Origin of the sequence: Bacillus sp. FJAT-27445 (genome assembly GCF_001510665.1) — a bacterium.
GTDB lineage: Bacteria > Bacillota > Bacilli > Bacillales > Cytobacillaceae > Bacillus_D.
Window position 1 is genome coordinate 392,463 of the sequence record NZ_LMTI01000006.1, and the last position, 19,641, is coordinate 412,103.

The 19,641-nt window shown below is 44.1% G+C and carries 21 protein-coding genes and 4 tRNA genes; 11 read left to right on the forward strand and 14 right to left on the reverse strand.

All coding sequences use genetic code 11. From position 1 onward, the window contains the following. Window positions 1–14: 14 nt before the first annotated feature. The 4 genes from AR337_RS24110 to AR337_RS19360 all read right to left on the reverse strand — a co-directional run bounded on the left by AR337_RS24110 (window position 15) and on the right by AR337_RS19360 (window position 3,846). Window positions 15–362: a DUF4181 domain-containing protein gene (locus tag AR337_RS24110; protein ID WP_059173663.1), complete on the reverse strand. Its 348-nt coding sequence runs from the start codon at window positions 360–362 to the stop codon at window positions 15–17. 271 nt (window positions 363–633) lie between these two features. Next, window positions 634–2,088: a catalase KatA gene (gene katA, locus AR337_RS19350; protein ID WP_059173664.1), complete on the reverse strand. Its 1,455-nt coding sequence runs from the start codon at window positions 2,086–2,088 to the stop codon at window positions 634–636. Between the two features lie 262 nt (window positions 2,089–2,350). Next, the gene (locus AR337_RS19355) at window positions 2,351–3,130 is read right to left on the reverse strand and encodes a C39 family peptidase (protein WP_082687071.1); all 780 of its coding nucleotides are present in this window, start codon (window positions 3,128–3,130) and stop codon (window positions 2,351–2,353) included. A gap of 182 nt (window positions 3,131–3,312) precedes the next feature. Next, window positions 3,313–3,846, reverse strand: a complete 534-nt coding sequence (locus AR337_RS19360) for a YceI family protein (protein WP_059173665.1) — start codon at window positions 3,844–3,846, stop codon at window positions 3,313–3,315. A 297-nt stretch (window positions 3,847–4,143) separates the two neighbouring features. Here AR337_RS19360 and AR337_RS19365 point away from each other — a divergent pair, with 297 nt between their 5' ends. Further along, the gene (locus AR337_RS19365) at window positions 4,144–4,584 is read left to right on the forward strand and encodes a Dps family protein (RefSeq protein ID WP_059173666.1); all 441 of its coding nucleotides are present in this window, start codon (window positions 4,144–4,146) and stop codon (window positions 4,582–4,584) included. Window positions 4,585–4,653: 69 nt separating this feature from the next. Here AR337_RS19365 and AR337_RS19370 read toward each other — a convergent pair. From AR337_RS19370 to AR337_RS19380, 3 genes are all read right to left on the reverse strand, one after another. After that, a tRNA-Ser gene (locus tag AR337_RS19370) sits at window positions 4,654–4,741 on the reverse strand. 9 nt (window positions 4,742–4,750) lie between these two features. Beyond that, window positions 4,751–4,824 (reverse strand) — tRNA-Gly (locus AR337_RS19375). Between the two features lie 36 nt (window positions 4,825–4,860). Beyond that, a tRNA-Leu gene (locus tag AR337_RS19380) sits at window positions 4,861–4,944 on the reverse strand. Between the two features lie 165 nt (window positions 4,945–5,109). Between AR337_RS19380 and AR337_RS19385 the strand changes: the two genes are divergently transcribed. The 4 genes from AR337_RS19385 to AR337_RS19400 all read left to right on the forward strand — a co-directional run bounded on the left by AR337_RS19385 (window position 5,110) and on the right by AR337_RS19400 (window position 8,039). Next, window positions 5,110–5,685, forward strand: coding sequence for a hypothetical protein (locus AR337_RS19385; RefSeq protein WP_059173667.1), 576 nt, complete (start codon window positions 5,110–5,112; stop codon window positions 5,683–5,685). Between the two features lie 78 nt (window positions 5,686–5,763). Then, on the forward strand, window positions 5,764–6,675 hold the full coding sequence (locus AR337_RS19390) for an ABC transporter ATP-binding protein (protein WP_059173668.1): 912 nt from the start codon (window positions 5,764–5,766) through the stop codon (window positions 6,673–6,675). Further along, window positions 6,668–7,510 carry an ABC transporter permease subunit gene (locus AR337_RS19395; protein WP_059173669.1) on the forward strand — a complete coding sequence of 281 codons (843 nt, stop codon included), beginning with the start codon at window positions 6,668–6,670 and terminating at the stop codon, window positions 7,508–7,510. The genes AR337_RS19390 and AR337_RS19395 overlap by 8 nt, the downstream gene beginning before the upstream one ends. Window positions 7,511–7,580: 70 nt before the next feature. Beyond that, window positions 7,581–8,039 (forward strand): SAM-dependent methyltransferase, encoded by a 459-nt coding sequence (locus AR337_RS19400; RefSeq protein ID WP_059173670.1) that lies wholly within the window; start codon window positions 7,581–7,583, stop codon window positions 8,037–8,039. A gap of 40 nt (window positions 8,040–8,079) precedes the next feature. On the opposite strand, the gene AR337_RS19405 is transcribed toward AR337_RS19400, so the two are convergent. The 3 genes from AR337_RS19405 to AR337_RS19415 all read right to left on the reverse strand — a co-directional run bounded on the left by AR337_RS19405 (window position 8,080) and on the right by AR337_RS19415 (window position 11,668). After that, window positions 8,080–8,901 (reverse strand): GNAT family N-acetyltransferase, encoded by an 822-nt coding sequence (locus AR337_RS19405; protein WP_059173671.1) that lies wholly within the window; start codon window positions 8,899–8,901, stop codon window positions 8,080–8,082. Between the two features lie 34 nt (window positions 8,902–8,935). Further along, on the reverse strand, window positions 8,936–9,844 hold the full coding sequence (locus AR337_RS19410; RefSeq protein ID WP_059173672.1) for a selenium metabolism-associated LysR family transcriptional regulator: 909 nt from the start codon (window positions 9,842–9,844) through the stop codon (window positions 8,936–8,938). 138 nt (window positions 9,845–9,982) lie between these two features. Further along, window positions 9,983–11,668 (reverse strand): hypothetical protein, encoded by a 1,686-nt coding sequence (locus AR337_RS19415; RefSeq protein WP_156424466.1) that lies wholly within the window; start codon window positions 11,666–11,668, stop codon window positions 9,983–9,985. Window positions 11,669–11,937: 269 nt separating this feature from the next. Here AR337_RS19415 and AR337_RS19420 point away from each other — a divergent pair, with 269 nt between their 5' ends. From AR337_RS19420 to AR337_RS19435, 4 genes are all read left to right on the forward strand, one after another. Continuing rightward, complete coding sequence (locus tag AR337_RS19420) at window positions 11,938–12,711, forward strand: 2-phosphosulfolactate phosphatase (protein WP_059173674.1); 774 nt, start codon at window positions 11,938–11,940, stop codon at window positions 12,709–12,711. A gap of 44 nt (window positions 12,712–12,755) precedes the next feature. Next, window positions 12,756–13,184 carry a ferritin-like domain-containing protein gene (locus tag AR337_RS19425; protein ID WP_059173675.1) on the forward strand — a complete coding sequence of 143 codons (429 nt, stop codon included), beginning with the start codon at window positions 12,756–12,758 and terminating at the stop codon, window positions 13,182–13,184. A 169-nt stretch (window positions 13,185–13,353) separates the two neighbouring features. Next, complete coding sequence (locus AR337_RS19430; protein WP_059173676.1) at window positions 13,354–14,772, forward strand: DEAD/DEAH box helicase; 1,419 nt, start codon at window positions 13,354–13,356, stop codon at window positions 14,770–14,772. A gap of 80 nt (window positions 14,773–14,852) precedes the next feature. Then, complete coding sequence (locus tag AR337_RS19435; RefSeq protein ID WP_059173677.1) at window positions 14,853–15,455, forward strand: DedA family protein; 603 nt, start codon at window positions 14,853–14,855, stop codon at window positions 15,453–15,455. Between the two features lie 209 nt (window positions 15,456–15,664). Here the strand turns inward: AR337_RS19435 and AR337_RS19440 are convergent, their stop codons facing one another. The 3 genes from AR337_RS19440 to AR337_RS19450 form a co-directional block, all read right to left on the reverse strand. Continuing rightward, window positions 15,665–16,222: an isochorismatase family protein gene (locus tag AR337_RS19440; RefSeq protein WP_253701967.1), complete on the reverse strand. Its 558-nt coding sequence runs from the start codon at window positions 16,220–16,222 to the stop codon at window positions 15,665–15,667. 226 nt (window positions 16,223–16,448) lie between these two features. Beyond that, on the reverse strand, window positions 16,449–16,778 hold the full coding sequence (locus AR337_RS19445) for a lipopolysaccharide assembly LapA domain-containing protein (protein ID WP_059173678.1): 330 nt from the start codon (window positions 16,776–16,778) through the stop codon (window positions 16,449–16,451). 126 nt (window positions 16,779–16,904) lie between these two features. Continuing rightward, window positions 16,905–16,977: transfer RNA gene (locus tag AR337_RS19450), tRNA-Ala, on the reverse strand. A gap of 177 nt (window positions 16,978–17,154) precedes the next feature. Here AR337_RS19450 and AR337_RS19455 point away from each other — a divergent pair. Beyond that, window positions 17,155–17,370, forward strand: coding sequence for a hypothetical protein (locus tag AR337_RS19455; RefSeq protein WP_253701972.1), 216 nt, complete (start codon window positions 17,155–17,157; stop codon window positions 17,368–17,370). Between the two features lie 30 nt (window positions 17,371–17,400). Here AR337_RS19455 and AR337_RS19460 read toward each other — a convergent pair whose 3' ends face one another. After that, window positions 17,401–18,093 (reverse strand): MgtC/SapB family protein, encoded by a 693-nt coding sequence (locus tag AR337_RS19460; protein WP_059173680.1) that lies wholly within the window; start codon window positions 18,091–18,093, stop codon window positions 17,401–17,403. A gap of 117 nt (window positions 18,094–18,210) precedes the next feature. Here AR337_RS19460 and AR337_RS19465 point away from each other — a divergent pair, with 117 nt between their 5' ends. Next, window positions 18,211–19,110 (forward strand): DMT family transporter, encoded by a 900-nt coding sequence (locus AR337_RS19465; RefSeq protein ID WP_059173681.1) that lies wholly within the window; start codon window positions 18,211–18,213, stop codon window positions 19,108–19,110. The last annotated feature ends 531 nt before the right edge of the window (window positions 19,111–19,641 follow it).

Here is a 19,641-nt window from a genome sequence, read left to right on the forward strand (position 1 = left end):
CGGTGCTTTTTGTTTTAAAAGAGAAAAATATAACCATATAATGTACAAATTAACATTAATAAGAATGATACAATAAATGCCTTTAAGCTTTTGATATACTTCCATTCGAAAAATGATTGGAATCCAAAAAATATTGCTAAAAAAATTAGTAAAAATCTATTAATGACGACTTCATCCGATATGTCTATTACAAAAAAGATTAGAGATAAACCTGTTATAGCGAGTAAAATTCTTCCCCAGAAGTAAACATTCTTCCCATCCGTTTCGGATATTTCTTGCCCTCCTGGACCGACAATCCATCTCCTTAGAAAGTACTCTAATACTACAAGAAGCAATACAAAAATCAGTGAGGAAAAATACATAATAACTCCCCCCTATTTTACAAAAACTGTCCTGTTAGCTTTTCATAAGCTTTATTTCATCTTAACAAATATATTTGGATTTAACTTCCAGTAGAAACCTTTTTCGCGAGATAATTCGCATAACAATAAGCGGCTGTAATTGCAGGAGTATGACAGTCATTATTCCCTTAGAAATTTGGGTTTGTTTATCAGGTGTTTAAAGGGCCCATTTATGAAGTACTCACTGCAAAAAGAAAAAGGGATTACACCAGGTGCAATCCCTTTAAATGATTTATGCTTCTACCGGAACCGGAAGGCCGAGCCCTTCGGCAACACGGGTTCCATATTCTTTGTCGGCTTTCAGGAAATGCTGGATTTGGCGTAATTTAATGTCATCGCGCTCAACCGGTTTCATCGCCCCAACGATATTGGCGACAAGCCTCGCTCTTTCTTCTTCGCTCATTAGGCGGTACAGGTCGCCGGCCTGGGTATAATGGTCACCGTGGTCGTAGGCGGTGCTGAACGCGGCGCCGGAAATCTCATATGGCGCAATTTTATTTTCCTGTGTTTCCTTAGGGCCGCCAAAGCTGTTCGGTTCATAGTAGACTGATCCGCCGCCATTATTGTCGAACCTCATCTGGCCATCACGCTGATAGTTGTTCACTTCGGTGCGCGGACGGTTGATAGGCAGCAGGTTATGGTTTGCACCCACTCGATAACGGTGCGCATCCGAATAGGCAAACAGGCGTCCCTGCAGCATTTTATCAGGCGAAGCTTCAATTCCTGGAACAAAACTCCCTGGGGAAAAAGTTGCCTGTTCAACTTCTGCAAAATAGTTTTCAGGATTTTTATTCAGGACCATCCGGCCGACTTCCTGAAGCGGATAATCCTTTTGGGACCAAACCTTTGTAACATCGAACGGATCCCAGCGGTATGTATCCGCGTCCGCCAACGGCATGATTTGGACATACAAGGTCCAGGCAGGATATTCTCCTTTTTCAATCGCATTATGCAAGTCTTCGATATGGTAATCGGGATTTGTACCGGCAAGCTCAGCAGCTGTTTCAGTAGCAAGGTTTGCAATGCCTTGTTCAGTCTTGAAATGGTACTTCACCCAAAAGGCTTCACCTGCTGCATTTACCCACTTAAACGTATGGCTTCCAAAACCATGCATGTGGCGGAAGGTCGCCGGAATACCTCTGTCAGAGAAAAGAATGGTTACCTGGTGAAGCGATTCAGGTGAAAGGGACCAGAAATCCCAGACAGCATTTGGATTTTTCAGGTGAGTTTTTGGATCACGCTTTTGTGTATGGATAAAATCAGGGAACTTGATTGCATCGCGAATAAAAAACACAGGTGTATTGTTTCCGACTAGGTCATAATTGCCTTCTTCAGTATAAAACTTGACAGCAAAGCCCCGCGGGTCACGGACGGTGTCAGCAGATCCTAGCTCTCCGGCCACCGTTGAAAAGCGGATGAACATTGGAGTCCGTTTGCCCACTCCCGACAGAAACTTGGCTTTTGTGAATGGGGTTACATCCTTTGTTACTTCTAAATACCCATGGGCGCCTGCACCTTTTGCATGAACGACTCGCTCAGGCACACGTTCGCGGTTGAAATGAGCCAGTTTTTCAAGCAAATGGACGTCTTGGATGAGAGTCGGACCACGATGACCGGCAGTTAAAGAATTTTGGTTGTCGCCAACCGGCGCACCCCAGCTCGTTGTAAGCTTGTTCTTGTTTTCCATAATTTCTCCTCCTATAACATTATTAACACGGTGTAAATAGTATTAAAGAATAATAACTATTAATTTATAATTATTATAATTTATTCTGAGATGCATAGTCAAATAATTACCAATCATTTCAATAACCTTTTGGCCAGGCAGTAAAGTATATGCTCTTTTTGCGGGGGAATGACCGTAAAATGAATCCTCCAAGACCAAAAGGGGGGATAATACACAAAAAAAGCAGCAAGCCGAATTTATGGCTGCTGCTTCTCCTAATCTATCAATCGTTGATTACGACTGCCTGGCTTCCCATCTGTTCCCAAGCCTTAATGAAATTGCTTCTGTTTGCCTTCCTGTCTTTCGTTCCATACGGATCATTAAAGTAAATAAAGTTTTCGTCAAAACCGGTCAGGGCGACACTGTGCATTTTAAAGGTAATGTTCACCTTTCCTTCCGGCGTATCCCACGTTGTAAAATTGGCGTCCCCAAGCGGAGCGTAAACAGTGTTGATAATCACCCATACTGGCGAGCCGGCAGCCATCTTTTCAAAAACAGCATCGAATGTTTTGCCAGTCAAGTCCTCGGCTCTGGCCCCGGCGTACTCCTTGGCCAGTTCAAAAATTGGCCCATGGTAGACTCCTAAGCCGGGCCCAACCTCCATATTTCCAACAAAGCCTGTATAAGGATTCCCATTTTGGCCATTACCATATTTAAGTGGAACCCTTTTCACCTTATTTGCCAGTTCGCCTTTCGAAACCTCGATTCCCTTATAGTTCAGGACCATGGCCAGACTCGTGACTTCGCATCCATTGTAAAGCTTTGGATTTGCCATTTGATTGAGCAGCGGTACATCAAGATTGATGCTATCCACCTGCTTTTGGGAGGGAGGTATCTCTTTTTTCTCCATTCTCCGCTCTGCCTTCGAAGCATATGTCATTATCAGCTTTTCTTTTTCTTTTTTTATAAAAATAGAAGCCTTCTCCTGGCCTGGAAGAAGAAAAAATCCTGTGAGCAGGACAAGTGCGATGAGCGCGCTTCCATAACCAATCAATTTCCCCATACGACGTTCCCACCTATACTCTCTAATCCATTTACTCTATAACTATTTTACTATCCATACTTTAAAGTTTAGCAAACAAATAAGAATAGTCCACACATAAGTTTCCAAAATGAGAAATAAGACCCACCAAAACAGGAATTTTTTTAAAAAAAAAGCACGGGCTAAATGCCCGCGCTCGTAATTTATTCTGCTTTCGCTGCCTGGATTTCAAAAGAAATTTTGATTTTATCGCCAACTAGGACGCCGCCTGTTTCAAGCGCTGCATTCCATGTAAGCCCATAATCCGCACGGTTGATGCTTCCGGTTCCGCTGAAGCCAACCTTTTCGTTGCCCCATGGATCCTTTCCTGAGCCTTCGTAAACGACCTTGAATGTTTCTGGGCGTGTTACTTCACGGATGGTAAGATCCCCTGTAACATCATATTCGCCTTCATCAGTTTTCGAGATTTGCGTCGATGTGAAAGTGATTTTCGGGTTGTTCTCAACATCAAAGAAATCTGCGGAACGGAGGTGGTTGTCACGGTCCCCATTCCGGGTGTCAATGCTTGCCGCATCAATCGAGAATGTAATATCCGCATTAGTCAGATCGTTCGGGTCCGCCGCAACTGTAGCATCAAATGCTTGGAAGCTTCCTTTCACATTTGCAATCATCATGTGCCTTACTGAAAAATCTATACCGCTGTGCGCCGGGTCAATTGCCCAATTTGTTTTTACCATTTTTCTTCTCCTCCTAAATACGTATTGATGTAAAATATTTTTAATTTGAGATAATTTATTTCAAAGTAATTATATAAAGAGTTGGCTTGTTTTGTCAAATAAAAAATTTTGCGAAATAAAAACTTTCTCATTTTTTCGAGAATTCATTCTGGATTATAAGCTGAGGAAGGTTCCTTTTGAGGATTGAAAAACTGGAAAGAGGGTAAACTTAAATGGGCTTCGCCCGGCATAGTGAAAAAATCTATTCATAAGATGGCGGGCGATAGGATAACGAATAACAGATCAGGAGGAAATGTCATGAGCAAAAAGTTAACAAATATTGTCAACAAACAGGTAGCGAACTGGAGTGTCCTTTATATTAAGTTGCATAATTATCATTGGTACGTAACAGGCCCGGAATTCTTTACGCTTCATGCAAAATTCGAGGAGTTATACAATGAAGCGGGAATCCATATTGATGAACTTGCTGAAAGGCTGCTGGCGCTGGGTGAAAAGCCAGTAGCGACTATGGAGGATTGTCTTAAAACTGCATCCATTAAGGAAGCGAAAGGTGGAGAAAATGCGAACGATATGGTTCGGTCCGTGGTGGAGGATTTCACTACTATCATCGACGAGTTAAAGGAAGGGATGGACCTAGCTACTGAAACAGGCGATGAGACAACAGGCGACATGCTGCTGGCCATTCATGCCAGCCTTGAAAAGCATGTCTGGATGCTTAATTCCTTTCTCGGAAAGTAAAAATAAAATAAATAAAAAACAGGACTGGCGAAAAAGTGCCAGTCCTGTTTTATTTTTCAAAAACATAAGAGGAGAAGATGAGATTCGAACTCACGCGACGGTTACCCGCCCTAGCGCATTTCGAGTGCGCCCCCTTGAACCACTTGGGTACTTCTCCATAATGTAGTGGAGCGGGTGAGGGGAATCGAACCCCCGCCATCAGCTTGGGAAGCTGGAGTTCTGCCATTAAACTACACCCGCAGGCAGAATAAAATTATTGCATTTTAAAGAAAAAAGTGCGGATGAGAGGACTTGAACCTCCACGGGGTTGCCCCCACTAGAACCTGAATCTAGCGCGTCTGCCGATTCCGCCACACCCGCATGTATAAGAAAAACAGCATTAATAATATACCATATTAGCACTGGCTTTTAAAGAGGAAATTTCTCCTATGCAAGAAAATCGTCGTTGGGGCAAAAAGCTTTTCCAAATTGGGAAATTAGTAATAAAATGGAATAAAGCGTCAACTTGAAAGGTGGGATTTAGCGATGCAGCTATCCAGGACGGTGTTCCTTTTATTCCTTCTCTTCTTTTCGTTTGGACTTGCGGTTAATGCGACAAGCTGGGTAAAGCTTAAGCCGGAGGAAGTAGTTAGCAGGGCGGAAATTGTTGTTGTTGGCAAATACGATTTTTCAAGCGAACCGATTAATGGGGAGCCCCCTTTTACCCATGGCTATGACTTCATTGTACAAAAGGTATATAAAGATTCGACCATTGCTTCACCTTTGAAGGTTGGCATTGATATGTTTGATTATGGCTGGGTTAAGGAATTCCAGCAGCAGGGTGGAACCTTCCTGCTTTTTCTCGAGGATGACCCTATTGGGTTTATGACGCCTGTAGGCGGGCCAAATGGAATGATCCAATTGAAAAACGGAAAAATCCATATCGAGGAACAAGAGAGAAGAACGTTTTTTGAGAGTTATGTAAAAGAGCAGGAAAAGGCAATTTCAAAAAAGGGTATAACCGGTACCCCTGGCTGGCAGCGGTATTTGATGCCGGTTATTTACATAGTTCTTTCCGGCGTAATCATTTTTATAGTAATTAAGACAATTCGCGCCAAATAGGCAGGCAACAAAGATATTTTTATTAAAAACGCAGATAGTTTCCTTAGGAACGTATAAAAGATAGAAGGGGGAGAACGAATGGAGATCATCCGCGTTCAGAATGTTCATAAAGAGATAAACGGCATAAGTATATTGAAAGATATTAATTTTAGGATAAAAGAAGGAAGCATCATCGGGCTGCTTGGCCCGAATGGCGCGGGAAAAACGACGATGCTCAGGCTGATGAACGGGGTTATTGATGCCACGAGCGGAACGATGAGCATCTTTGGGTTCGACCCTAAGCGCGAAGGGGAAGAAATCCGCAAACGGTCCGGAATCGTTACGGAGAGCGCCTCGCTTTACCATGAGATGAGCGCCTTGGCCAACCTGAACTTTTTCGCGGACATATACGAAGTTTCCGATAAAGCGAGAATTGGCTATTTGCTTGAACAGTTTAATCTTGCCCATGTAAAAGACCAAAATGTCGGTACCTTTTCAACCGGGATGAAAAAACGCCTTGCGCTTGCCAAGGCGCTCCTCCATAAACCTCGGCTGCTGTTCCTTGATGAACCTACGAATGGCCTTGATCCGGAAGGTATTAATGAAGTAATCCATTATTTAAAGAGGATTAACGAGGAGGAAGGAGTCACCATCGTCATTTGTTCCCATGTCCTGCACCAGCTTGAGGATATTTGCGATTCTTTCCTATTCCTCAAGAAGGGACAACTAGTGGAGAAAGGCAACAGGAGGGAACTCGAAGAAAAGTATTTAAAGGAGGTCAAATTGCTTGTTGAGACGAATCTAAAAGTGGCCTCTTCAGGCTTTTACACCGGTTATCCCTTTGAAAAGAAGGGCGAGGGCCTGATTGAATTCACGCTAGAATCCAAGGATCAAATTTCTCCACTGATTGAAAAAATCCTAACCAAAGCCTGGGTTCATGAATGCAAAATTACGAACAGAAGCCTGGAGGCGCTGTATTTTAAAATAAAGGGGGACACCGGGGATGAATAAAGCTATTGTGATGGCTATTGCAAAAAAAGATTTAAAAGCAGCCTTTACTTCCAAAAAGGTTTGGGTACCTATGTCCATCCTCGCAGTCATGCTCTGTGTTCTGCTTCCGACAGCATTCGCAGCCCTTGGACTGCATACCAATCTGTTGGCTGCCGATGCGAAGGACATTGAAAAACCAATCAACGCCTTCATTGAAAAATTTCCTGATGGGGAAATGGGAGAGAAGCTTGCTTCATTGCCCGACCTTGGCTCGAAGTTTGTTTACTTTTTCATGTCGTTCATGATGATTCCATTCTTCCTTTTGGTCGCCATCATCAACTCGTCCGTAACAGCTTCGAATAGCTTTGCCGGGGAGAAGGAACGCAAAACGCTTGAAACGCTGTTATTCGCGCCAATATCCATTAAGGATTTGTTTATCGGGAAGGTTATTGCCTCACTTGTTCCGGCCCTAGGCATTACATTTGCCGCTTATTTTATCGACATTGTCGTTATCAACGTAATTACATACCCTTATTTTGGGGAGCTGCTCTTTGTGAAAAGCGTCTGGCTCCTGCTGATCTTTTGGGTCACTCCCGCGCTTGTATTATTCAACATCGCCCTGAACGTCCTCATCTCCGCAAAGGTGAAAACTTTCCAGGAAGCCCAGCAGCTGGGTGGTTTAATGGTGCTTCCAATCATTCTAATCCTGGTCAGCCAGGCAACGGGATTATTTTTCGTAAGCCCGCTTGTATTGGTTTTGATTGGCGCTTTTCTCCTTGCCGCCAATGTTGTATTGCTAAAAGGTATCATGAAGTTCAACCAGCGAAATGCTCTTTTCGAAAGCCAGATTCATTAATGTCATCTTTTAAAGATGACTTATTTGGGTAAAATGATTTGAAAAAGCTGATGGAATGGAGGAAGTCGGTATGTTTACTGTCAAGCCGGTCGGCAGGGTTTGCAACAATCGCAAAGAAGTAAAAGACGATCATTGGGGTGAAGTCATTTCCGAAATCGAAATGAATGAAATTCTGGACGGCACCTGCCTGGATGGGATTGAAGAGTTTTCCCATCTCGAAATTTTATTCCTGTTCCATCTGGTTACAGAGGATAAAATTGAATTCTGCGCTAAAAGGCCAAGGAATAATCCTGACTGGCCTGTAACCGGTATTTTTGCGCAGAGGGGGAAGAACCGCCCAAACAGAATAGGTGCGACGATTGTGCGGCTTCTAAAGCGGGATGGGAATAAGCTGACAGTGGCAGGGCTGGATGCTATCGACGGTACTCCAGTCATCGATATTAAACCTGTCCTGAAGGAATTTTTGCCGAAAGAGGATGTAAAGCAGCCGCGATGGGCTACCGAGCTGATGGAGGATTACTGGAAGTAAGTATAAGAAAGGCGGCCTCCAAAGGTCGCCTTCATTGCTATTAGATATATTCATAATAATCCTGTGCGTGGTACGATTGAAAACCGCATGATTCATACAGCCCCAGGGCATGCGCATTTTTTGCTTCAACCTCCAAAAATAACGGCCTGCCTGCCTTTGCTTCCTCGGAAATGATCCATGACAGGGCCTTTCTGCCAATCCCTTTCCCCTGGTATTCGGGCAATACAGCAAACCCATATATCCATGCTTCGTCATTTGGATGGTCGACTCGCATTTTGCCGACTGGCTCGCCATTCGCTTCAACAATATAAAAATTTTCTATGCTGTTAGCCTTCAGTTCCTTGTGATAAGCGGCAGCCTCTTGTTCAGAGAAGCCGAAACATTCCACCTCAAGGCGGATTTCCAGGCGTTCATCTTCATCGGTTGAAGGCCGCAAACGAATGCCATCGCATGAAGGAGGAGAGGTCCCATCCCATTTCATTTGGTATTCCGTCACATAAAATCGTGTTGAGAGAGATTCAAGAAAATCCTTGGCCGAACGGGAATCAGCAGGTGCATTAAGGAGAATCTGCCTCGCGCCGCGGTTTTTCGCTTCTTCGATCGCTTCTTTCAATAACGCGGTGAAAATCCCTTTCCTTCGGTATTCAGGGTGGACCATCCCACACAGCTCAACTTTATTACCAAAGCCATAAAGGCCAACAAAACCAACGAGCTGTCCGCTTTCATAATAGAAAAAATCCTCTTTTTTCCCTTCTGTTCTCGCGGAGAGCATATCCCAGTTCAATTTCAACTGGAATCCGCCTTCCTCCTCACATAAACTCTGCAATTTTTTTATTCCTTCCAACTGCCACTCTGCAAGCATGATATTCCCCCTGTCTTAAAAAAAACCGTCTACCCTATTCTCCATTCCGAAAGCTAAATCCTTCCTTCTCCACAGCATAGTCCACGAAAAGCTTTGAAATGAGCGGTAGCGTTTTAAATATGTTGTAAACGAGATAGAAATAACGGTCATCCTTGAATCCTTCAATTTCATACACGTTCACCATATTGTGTTCGGCATAGTCCCTGGCTGCTATTTCAGACATAATCGAGATGCCGATTCCCTGCCTAACAAATTGGATCAGGCTTTGGCCGGAATCGGTATAGGCAATGATATTCAATTGTTCCTTTTGAATGCCTCCTTTTTTTAAAAAACGCTCGAGCATCGAGTTAGTCCCAGAATCGGAATGCCTCATTACAAAAGGATAGTTTTTAACATCATGAATATTGATAGCGCCGGAAAACTTTATGTCAGTTGAGGTGACCAGTACAAGCTTCTCTTTTAAAAGGGGAATGTACTTCAGTTTTTCATTCTCATACTTTTCTCCAAGAACTCCAACATCAACAGAGCCTTGCAAGACTTTGTCCGCAACAACCCTCGACGGGAATTGCGAGATATTAAAGGTGGCGGCGGGATATTCGGCCCGGAATTCCTTTACCATCTTTGGGATGAGGAATTGGCCCGGGACAGAGCTTGCCGCCATCCGGATGGTTCCGCGGAATTCAGCCATTCCCTCGTTCAGGTCGAGGAGAGCTTCGTCTTTTAAAAGCAAAAGCTTTTGTGCCCATTGATAGAGTCGCTCCCCATGGGGGGTAAGAATATTTTCTCTTCCAACCCGGTCGAACAGGCTGACATTCAGCATCTTTTCAAGTGACTGAATGTGGGAGGATACAGTTGATTGGCTAAGGAAAATCTCTTCAGCCGCTTTTGAAAAGCTTTTATGTTCGACGACTTTCGTAAACACAAATAATTGATGAAAGTCCAACTTCAACCCTCCTTATTCATAAAAACGATTTATTAAATCGATACTTTCGATGCTTTTAGAGTAGCATGAATTTTTTTCAAAAAAAAGAGGCAAAAGAAAATCCGCCGGTTGTCTGCCGGCGGAAGGTTAGAGTATGAATTATGGCTTAATATAAGGTCCTTGTTTCAAATGGCCTGTATGCTCTTTCATTTGGTGGAAGAAAACGTCATATTGAACCCAGGAAAGCGGGAACTTCATGGCGGGCTTGCTTTCTTTTCCGTAAACGAGAACGTGCCTTTTCGTGTATTCGACCCGATTGATTTCATGGAGCAGGATGCCCTCGCGTTTCTTTCCATCCTGTAGGACAAGCTCCCGCCCGATGATTGAGATGCTTTTCGTTTTATTCTTATTCAGCTCATAAACGGTCAGTAGTGCACCGAGTAGGGTGAACAGAAACGATGGCCATAATGGCCCAGCGAAACCGTCAATGGCATTCCGAAGCCAATGCACGATAAGCAGCCCGTAGAAGAACCACATGCCTTTGCTCACCTTTGGTTTGCTTTCATAATAAACACTGTTTTCATATTCTTTATGGTCATCTTCGCGCTTTTTAAAAAAGGCCTGCCTGTGCCCTTCAATTGGCATGGAATCAAGGTCTTCAAAGTCGGTATACGTGCCATCCCAAAGATGGGCGGTATCATCGCCATCCTCTAGGGCATAAGCGCCTGCCCAGCCGACATACTCCCTATCCAGCTCAGTGAAACCCATTAAATAGAAGCGGATTGGCTGGCTATAATAGTTTTCAGATTCCACCTTGTCGAGGATTTGGATGTTCTCGGGAAAATGGGTAACCCCATCTTCATCCTCCGGCAGATTGACGATGGTCGAAAACAGCCTTGTCTTCGCCAAATGAGGCTGTTTCCCTTCTTTAATTGGATAGAGATGCTCAAGGTCCATTTCCCTAAGTTCCCAATAGGCCATCTCTGCGCTTTCAATATTCGCGGCGACATCGGCAATGAGAGATTGATCCACCGGCACGTTTTTTGCAAGGCAAACAAGAATGGCTTCTGTTTTAATCATTGGATCGTGGAAGTTTAGCGCTTCAAGAAGCTCCCGTTCTGTTTCCTCTGAAAAGTAATACTTCATCAGGCTGAGGAAAAGCCTCATCCTGCTGCGAATGTAAAAATAGTTTTCCTTCCAGGCTGTGTACACATATTTGTCGGAGTAATCTTTATCGAAAGCCCTGTACTGGCTTTTTGACTGGCGGTAATCTTCGAGCAATACCGGGAGGATAACCTGCTTTTTATAGCCTTTTTCCAAGTCCGAGGCATTGACACAAAGCAGCAAATCATACAGCATGAATTTATAATGCTCCGTATCCAGCCTGTCCATTGTTTTTTCAAGAATATCCCTGGCCAGAACGGGATATGAAGAAAGTTCAGCGCTTGGAATTAAGAAGTTTTCGGTTTCGTTAATAAGCCCGACAATCTTATCTTCGAGAAATTGAAAAATTTCCTCGTCTTCAGTTCCAAGCAAAAATTCGATTGCCCGTTCCTTCGCCTGGAGGCTAAGTCCGTCAAAGTGCTTAATCATGCATACGATTATTTCTTCGCTTGGGAAGCTGCAAACAAAATCGATTAAAAAATAGGACGGATTGTCCCAACTGTCGACAGGCTCGGGAAAGGTCCCTGCTGCTGTTATGATCATATCCCGCAAAACATTTACTTGGACCTCGAGATTATCCTTTTCTTTGTAATGAAAAAGCTGGTCGAGCGCCTCGTATCTTTTTTGCGGCTGCTCGCTCTTAACCATTCTCATAATCGACCGCATTTTTAACTCGTACAAAATCTCCCCACCCATTCGAAAATTCTTCTATATTTGACTATCTATTCCTATTATTCTATTTTAAATTAACACTATCAGCAATCCCAATAGGTGGAAAAAGGTGAAGTGAGGCAGGGGACGTATGCTTTGAGGCAGGGGACGTATGCTTTGCCTCATTCGCCGTTACACTGTCTGGTTAGATTGAGGCAGGGGACGTTTCCTTTGCCTCATTCGCAATTACACTGTTTGGTTAGATGAAATGGAAAATGAACGAACGAGGAGATGGTAAGATGTTCGATCAAGCGCCATATGCGGTCAGGATGGAATGGGGCAGGAGGGGAGCGAGGGAAGCAGCCGAGCGCGGGGACATTGTCCTAATTGTCGATGTCATAAGCTTTTCATCGACAGTCACCACCGCATTGCACACAGGATGCGAGATTTATCCATATCCGCCTCATCTCGATGGAAAGGCATATGCGGAGCAAATTGGCGGGGAATACATACTTGGCAGGTCGGAAGCCGCCAAACTGGGAAAGGCGACACTCTCACCTGTTTCCTTCAATACTTCACACCAAGGGAAAAGTTTTGTCCTGACCTCCTTGAATGGAGCGTTTTGCACCTGGATTGCTGAAAAGGTCCCCGCGCTTTTAATTGGGTCAATCCTGAATGCCGCTGCGGCTGCGAAAGCAGCCAATGAAATCAGGAAACGGATCCAAGCGGACATTACCGTTGTTCCTTGCGGGGAGCAGTGGAACCAACCTGCTGAAAATGAAGATTCCCTTAGGCCGTCAATTGAAGACTATTTGGGAGCCGGGGTAATTCTTTCGATGCTTGATGGAGAAAAATCACCTGAAGCGGAGGTCTGCGAAGGCGGATATCAATCCGCTAAAGACAGGTTAGGCAAACTGATTTGGGATTGCGGAAGCGGAAGGGAACTGCGCGCTAAAGGCTTCGAGGAAGATGTCGTCCATTGCGGCAAACTCAACGCTTTCTCCACAGTTCCGCTCCTATTCGGGAAAAAATTCATCCATGCAAGAGAAAAGTTCGGTTTCCTGAATGAATAACACGCCCGCCTTTGCCGAAACCTATTGGAAAAGGAGGCAGAAATATGGAGAAGGAAATTGTCATCAAGGAACTGAATGCCTTTTTAAAAGGGCAATATATGGGCATCCGCGCCTATGAACACCTGATTGAAAAGCTCGATGACCATGAAATCAAGAAAGTTTTTCAAGGCTTTCAGCAAGACCACAGGCTTCATGCCGCAATCGTAGCCGAGCGGATACAGGAGTTGGGAGGGGTCCCTGAAAATAACGAGGGGCTGGCCGGGAAAATTCAGGGATTCATAAGCGAAAGGATGATGCCTGATAACACATCAGGAATTGTCCAACTGGCTCTAAAGGGCGAGGACGTGTATGGAATCCAACTCTCTGAGGAAATTGTAAAAGGAGACCTAGACCCTGACAGCAGGAAAATGGTTGAAAGCATTTTAGATACCGACCGGAAACACGTAACAATCCTGAACAATATGGTTCATTAAATGCATTTATCAAATAACCACAATTCTTCATTTGGAGTTGCGGTAAAAAAAGACTAAAAATCCGGCGCTGCCCAGGCTGCCGGATTTTCCTATTGGCTCTTATTTGCATTTTGGGCCGGAAACAAGGAAAATCAGAACTAAACAACTTAGAAGAAAGCAGGGGATTTTATTGCCCGATTTTATAAAACTGGGAATTTCAAAAGAAATGGCAGGGATTTTACAGTCAGGCGGCATCGCCGTACCGACACCTATCCAGGAATTGGCCATACCGGCATTGCTTGAGGGAAAGGACGTAATTGCCCAGGCACAGACCGGAACGGGGAAGACACTTGCGTTCGTCCTGCCGATCATCGAAAAAATCGACAAGGAAGCTGACCGAGTCCAAGCCTTGATTGTCACTCCGACTAGGGAGCTGGCTTTGCAAATTACCGCGGAACTTGAAAAACTTGTTTCCGGAATGGGGATAAGTGTATTGGCTGCATACGGAGGCCAGGATGTTGATAAGCAGCTTAAAAAACTTCAAAAGCGGGTTCACATTGTTGTTGGAACGCCAGGCAGGCTCCTCGACCATATCCGCAGGGAGACTGTCCGCCTTGGTGAAATTTCGTTTCTTGTCCTGGATGAAGCGGACCAAATGCTCCATATCGGTTTTTTGCACGAGGTAGAGGCAATTATTCGTGAAACACCTTCCAGCCGCCAAACCATGCTTTTTTCAGCAACGATGCCACAGGAAGTGCGCGAGCTTGCAAAAAAACATATGAGAAATCCAAACTATATCCAGGTTGAAAAAACTCAAGGGCCCGCCGAAACGGTGAACCAAATCGCTGTTCAAACGACCGATCGCGGCAAGCAGGGCGCAATAATGGAACTTGTCCGGACACACAGGCCGTTTATGGCGGTTATTTTTTGCCGGACAAAGCGGCGGGTAGGCAGGCTGTTTGAAGTTCTAAGAGCAAATGGGTTTTCCTGTGAGGAGCTGCATGGAGACCTTTCCCAGGGAAAACGGGAACAAGTAATGAAAAGATTCCGTGACGCCGAGTTTCAGCTGCTTATTGCGACGGATGTTGCCGCAAGAGGGCTTGATGTGGAGGGCGTGACCCACGTTTACAATTATGATATTCCTCAGGACGCTGAGAGCTATGTCCACCGGATTGGCCGGACAGGGCGGGCGGGGACGAAGGGCCTGGCGATCACTCTATTCACTCAATCCGACAAACAGCTGCTGAACGAAATTGAAAAGGACCTTAGCATTCGGATCAAGAAGGAAAACATGGAAGCCGGCAATGATCAATCGGCCACTTCTGAAGCAAGGCCATCAGGTAAAGGGAAAAAGCCTTCTTCGAAAGGCAACCAAAGAGAGGGACAAAGAACAAGGCAATCCAGACCTGATGGCAAGGCACCGGGCCGAAATCAAAAAAACGATCAAGGCCGAAAACCGGGTGCCGGAGGAAGTGGAAAGCAGTCAGCCGGCCGGGGAAAACAACAAGCGGCCACAGGTAAGGGAAGGGATACGGTCCCTCGAGGCAAGAGGGCCGAATCAAACCAAACATCCTCGCGCCAAAATCGCAGCCGCGGAAATAGAAAATAGGAAAGAAGGAAACGCAGAACACCCTGACTAATCCTTATATGGCGGGGTGAATACAATAAAGAACATCATGGGAGTGCAAAATGGAAAACTGGATTATTTCTTTTATGAATGAATATGGATACATAGGGATTTTTCTTTTAATAGCCCTTGAAAATATTTTTCCGCCAATTCCGTCGGAGGTAATCCTCACGTTCGCAGGATTTATGACGACTACCTCAGGCATTTCGGTAACAGGGGCGGTGGCCGTTTCAACAATCGGCTCTGTCGCCGGGGCAGCAGCCCTGTACGGTGTAGGCAGGCTGCTTGATGTGGAAAGGCTGGAACGGACCGTCGACCGCTGGGGCAGGATCCTTCGCCTTTCGAGAAAGGATCTTCATAAGGCGGACGATTGGTTCGGCCGTCATGGCGTATGGACCGTGTTCTTCTGCCGGCTCGTCCCGCTTGTCAGGAGCTTGATTTCTATCCCCGCGGGAATGGCGCGGATGAAATTTCCGCTGTTCCTCGTTTTGACCACGGCCGGGACACTGATTTGGAATACCATTCTCGTCAATGCAGGAGCATTGCTTGGGGCTTCCTGGGAAAACGTAGCCGCGTTTATGGACATTTTCTCGAATTTTGTTTATGTCTTGCTCGTAGGCGCGGCCATTTATTTTGGTGCGAGGTTTATAAAAAAACGGGTTTAAATTTGCGGCGTGGTTTTATATAGCAAGCAAGTAAGGTGCGTATATATTATGGCATCCATTTATAAATGACTGATATTCGAAGGGAAGCAACAATAGATTTATAAGAGTTTCTACAAAAAAGTTTCGAGGGTGCGTTGGAAGCTGATACATGAATTGGAAGTTCTTCTCCTAAATAAAAGGGTTCCTGACCGGTTGACCGGCAGGAACCCTTATTTAAATTCCAGATGTTTATGGATAAAAATGTCTTCATCGGAGGAGCGGACCAAGATGGAAGTTTCGATATTATCGAGGCCATGTAGTGTACGATTATGGTGGGCGATAATATCATTTGCTTCAAGCACCTTGCTCGTGGTAGTAGAATGGGCATCTGAAACGAGCGTAACATCGTAGCCGAGCGTAGTCGCACGCCTGCAGGTAGTGTCAACCCCATATTCGGTTTTACAGCCAATAATTACAAGATGCTTGATATCCAGCGTTTCCAGATAATCATGCAGTGTCGTGAATTGAAAGGCGTCAGTAGCCTTTTTGGTTATGATAATATCCTCTTTTGTAGGAAAAATATGGGGATGGACCTGGGATTCAATCGAAATCGGCGAAGCTATTTCCGTATCCGTCATAAAGATTATGGGAATCCGTTCGGCTCTTGCCTTGTCAATCACCTTTTTCAGCGTATCGAGAAGTATATCCTTTTCATGGACCGGCCCGAATTTAGGGCCTTCAATAATACCAACCTGGGCATCAATTACCAGTAAGGCTGTATTTCCCATCAGCAACCCCCACTTATTAAAAAAATTAACAACCATTTCTTGTTAAGTAATTCCATGGCGGCTACGACAAGGCCGGTGCCCTTTCATCGCCAGGAAATTAATACTAGACAATAGTTTGTTTCCTTCTCTGGCGTTTTGTAAACATTTCTACCAGTTATTCATTCAAGCCGATGTAAAACAACTGTTAATGATGGGGATTTAAAAAACCCTTGCGCCGGCAAGGGTTTTAATTCGTTCTTTCCACACTATTGTATAAATCTTTTCGTTCATCAGGCTCCGCAGCATCCTTTGCGGCGAGATTATTCCTGACCTCCAATTCGTCCCGTTGTTTCCGTACTTTCCTTAGTTCCCTTTTTAAAGCCACAATCCGCCCTGCACCAACTGCACCCATAATGACGACTCCGGCGAGTACTGAGCCAAGCACTACAAGGATCAGCGGCCAGTGTGCGATTCCGAAGAAATAATCCACTTCTACGGGCTCAACATTCATGACTGCAAAAACGGCAACGACCACAGCGAAAAGAATCGCCAGCAACAAGCTCCATTGTGTTTTCAATTAACGCAACCTCCCATGGTTTCGTATCCTTTACACTAAAGATACCCAATGGCCAAGGCAAAAAAACAATTCCGGGAAAAGGCATAAAAAAAGAACCTTTGCCTTAATAGCAAAGGTTCTTTAGTATGGAGACTATCGGGATCGAACCGACGACCTCTTGCATGCCATGCAAGCGCTCTCCCAGCTGAGCTAAGCCCCCGTGTGTCAAAAGGTATTCACTTAAAAAATAGCTACAAGAACGATTATAGCCAGCACTGACGAAGTTTGCAAGAGTAAATTTACTTTTTTGTGATATAATTTTTTTGAGCGCTTGGCTCGACAAGCCTAAACGATTACCGGGCATGTATTCACAATGATTATTAAGCGGGGGATTCCTTTGAAAAATATCTTATTTTATATCCTAATCTTTCTTATGCTAATAACAATAGGAAGTTTTGTTCTCGGCTATCATAACGTAGGCTATATTGTTGGTTTTATTTTCGCCGGCTTTGCCATGTCCGTAGGGTTGGTCTACTCGGTTAAAAATAGGGACTATACACATAAATACTGGCATGAGGATTATGTGGAGCGGAGACAGAAGAAAGATAAATAGGAAACGGGCGGTAATTTATGCCGCCCGTTTTTAATTGATGCTTTCGATTTCAACCCGTTGAACTCCTTCGTGTTCAGAAATCGAATTGTATACATCAGTTGTTTTCAATTTTGAGTTAACAGCGATATGCAAATGTACATGATGGTTGCCATCGCTTAGATCTTTTATCCGTAATTTCCTCAATATATACTTTTGCGCATAGACGAACTCGACGACGGAATCGATCTGCTTGCGATCAAGAATGTGGAGCTGAAGCAATATTTCTTTTTCCCTTAATTGCCTCGGGCCAATCAGTTTCATAATAAACGGAACGAACTCTACACTAAAAATGATAAGTGCGACCCCTACGAAGGATTCCAAATAGAATCCAGCCCCTACTGCAATGCCAATCCCAGCTGCCCCCCAGATCATGGCTGCGGTTGTAAGTCCAGAAATACTGTCATTCCCTCTCCGCAAAATTACGCCTGCCCCGAGGAAGCCAATCCCTGAAACAATCTGTGCTGCCAGGCGAAGAGGGTCCATTGTGATATTGACTGCGCCTGGGTGGGCTTTATAGGCCGATTCCATAGAAACGATCGTCAGTAAACAGCTTACTATACAAATTACCAAGCTAGTCTTAAGACCAACCGGTTTCCTTTTCAATTCTCGCTCAAGTCCAATGACCAATCCAAGAACTGCTGAAATCCCCAATTTCAAAAACATTTCTGTCACAGAAGCTGACATATCCTCCCCCATCCCTTCAAAATCATTACGTCCGGTAATAATATAATAGAATTATGCGCAGAATCAATGTAAAATACATTACATTGTACATAAATTAATTTCATCTAAGGAGTACTTATGAAACCAATTATCAATCCTTACTTGGCTTTGGCAATCGGAGTGATCACCGTCTCTGCTTCAGCTATATTTGTAAAGTTTTCCGCTTCTTCAGCGGGAGTCACAGCATTTTACCGGCTTTTCTTTTCAGTTGTCTTCATGCTTCCACTATTCTTGGCGAAATACACACCCGAGCTTAAGAAAATCACCAAAAGGGACTGGCTCTTTACTATCGTGGCAGGTGTGTTGCTTGCTTTTCACTTTATCCTCTGGTTTGAATCCTTAAACTACACCTCAGTTGCAAGTTCAACGGTGCTGGTCACGCTACAGCCTTTGTTTGCTTTCCTGGGTACCTACTTGTTTTTCAAGGAAAAGGTGACCGTTGGTGCGATAATGAGCGGAATCATTGCTATTATAGGAAGCTTCATTATCAGCTGGGGAGATTTTCAGATAAGTGGTACAGCTCTATTTGGAGACTTTCTGGCACTTGTCGCCTGTGCCTTAATTACAGGATATTTATTATTCGGACAAACAGTAAGGCAAAGGCTTTCTCTTATTACCTATACTTTTTTGGTTTATCTAATCAGTTCAATTACTTTATTCATATATGTAATAGCAACAGGGGATTCCTTCCTTCCGAAACAGGAGACTGACTGGATTTATTTCATCTTACTAGCCCTGCTGCCTACTCTGCTAGGCCATAGCCTTTTTAATTGGGTCATTAAGTGGATCAGCACTTCGATGATTTCAATGGCGATTCTTTTTGAACCCATCGGCGCTGCTATAATGGCATATTATTTACTTGATGAATCGGTGATTTTGTCACAGGTTGTTGGTGGCGGAGTTGTAATCGCGGGAATTGGTTTGTTTATTATCAATGAACGCAGAATGAAAATGAAAGAGCCATTAACCCAGCAATAAAGGTGGATTGAATAAAGCCAACTAATCAATAAGATATACTGAACCAAGGCATACAATATGTTTTTTGGAAAAATACCCTGATCGATTTGGAAAAGATAAATTAACAAAGAAGTTCATAAATAGTTGGAATAGATTCAGGCTTCCCTCATTATAGAAGGGGAGCTTGTTATTCCGAAAATGCACGATTACATTGTGAAGATAATTCTTTTGAAAAAACTTTTTAAAATTATATTGCAAACATTTTTCCCCCGTGTTATATTAAGAATCGTCCTCTTCGGAACTGAGCTTCAAAAAGCTTCCGGCCCTTAAAAAACCGGTTGACATCAGCGAATGGGATATGATATAGTAACTAAGTCGCTACGGAGCGACAAGGTTAAAAATTGCTCTTTGAAAACTAAACAAACAAGCGTCAACAAACAATATTATAGTGATCTTCAGATCACTAGCCAACGTAACTTTATGAGCTGAAACTCATACTCTTTTTTGGAGAGTTTGATCCTGGCTCAGGACGAACGCTGGCGGCGTGCCTAA

Excerpts from the sequence above, each read along its gene's own strand:
- AR337_RS19365 (WP_059173666.1), top strand. The coding sequence starts at position 4,144 with ATGAGCAAAAAGTTAACAAATATTGTCAACAAACAGGTAGCGAACTGG.
- AR337_RS19405 (WP_059173671.1), bottom strand. The coding sequence starts at position 8,901 with ATGCTTGCAGAGTGGCAGTTGGAAGGAATAAAAAAATTGCAGAGTTTA.
- AR337_RS19420 (WP_059173674.1), top strand. The coding sequence starts at position 11,938 with ATGTTCGATCAAGCGCCATATGCGGTCAGGATGGAATGGGGCAGGAGG.
- AR337_RS19460 (WP_059173680.1), bottom strand. The coding sequence starts at position 18,093 with ATGTCAGCTTCTGTGACAGAAATGTTTTTGAAATTGGGGATTTCAGCA.
- AR337_RS19395 (WP_059173669.1), top strand. The coding sequence starts at position 6,668 with ATGAATAAAGCTATTGTGATGGCTATTGCAAAAAAAGATTTAAAAGCA.
- AR337_RS19355 (WP_082687071.1), bottom strand. The coding sequence starts at position 3,130 with ATGGGGAAATTGATTGGTTATGGAAGCGCGCTCATCGCACTTGTCCTG.
- katA (WP_059173664.1), bottom strand. The coding sequence starts at position 2,088 with ATGGAAAACAAGAACAAGCTTACAACGAGCTGGGGTGCGCCGGTTGGC.
- AR337_RS19440 (WP_253701967.1), bottom strand. The coding sequence starts at position 16,222 with ATGGGAAATACAGCCTTACTGGTAATTGATGCCCAGGTTGGTATTATT.
- AR337_RS19385 (WP_059173667.1), top strand. The coding sequence starts at position 5,110 with ATGCAGCTATCCAGGACGGTGTTCCTTTTATTCCTTCTCTTCTTTTCG.
- AR337_RS19390 (WP_059173668.1), top strand. The coding sequence starts at position 5,764 with ATGGAGATCATCCGCGTTCAGAATGTTCATAAAGAGATAAACGGCATA.
- AR337_RS19400 (WP_059173670.1), top strand. The coding sequence starts at position 7,581 with ATGTTTACTGTCAAGCCGGTCGGCAGGGTTTGCAACAATCGCAAAGAA.
- AR337_RS19435 (WP_059173677.1), top strand. The coding sequence starts at position 14,853 with ATGGAAAACTGGATTATTTCTTTTATGAATGAATATGGATACATAGGG.
- AR337_RS24110 (WP_059173663.1), bottom strand. The coding sequence starts at position 362 with ATGTATTTTTCCTCACTGATTTTTGTATTGCTTCTTGTAGTATTAGAG.
- AR337_RS19465 (WP_059173681.1), top strand. The coding sequence starts at position 18,211 with ATGAAACCAATTATCAATCCTTACTTGGCTTTGGCAATCGGAGTGATC.
- AR337_RS19360 (WP_059173665.1), bottom strand. The coding sequence starts at position 3,846 with ATGGTAAAAACAAATTGGGCAATTGACCCGGCGCACAGCGGTATAGAT.
- AR337_RS19425 (WP_059173675.1), top strand. The coding sequence starts at position 12,756 with ATGGAGAAGGAAATTGTCATCAAGGAACTGAATGCCTTTTTAAAAGGG.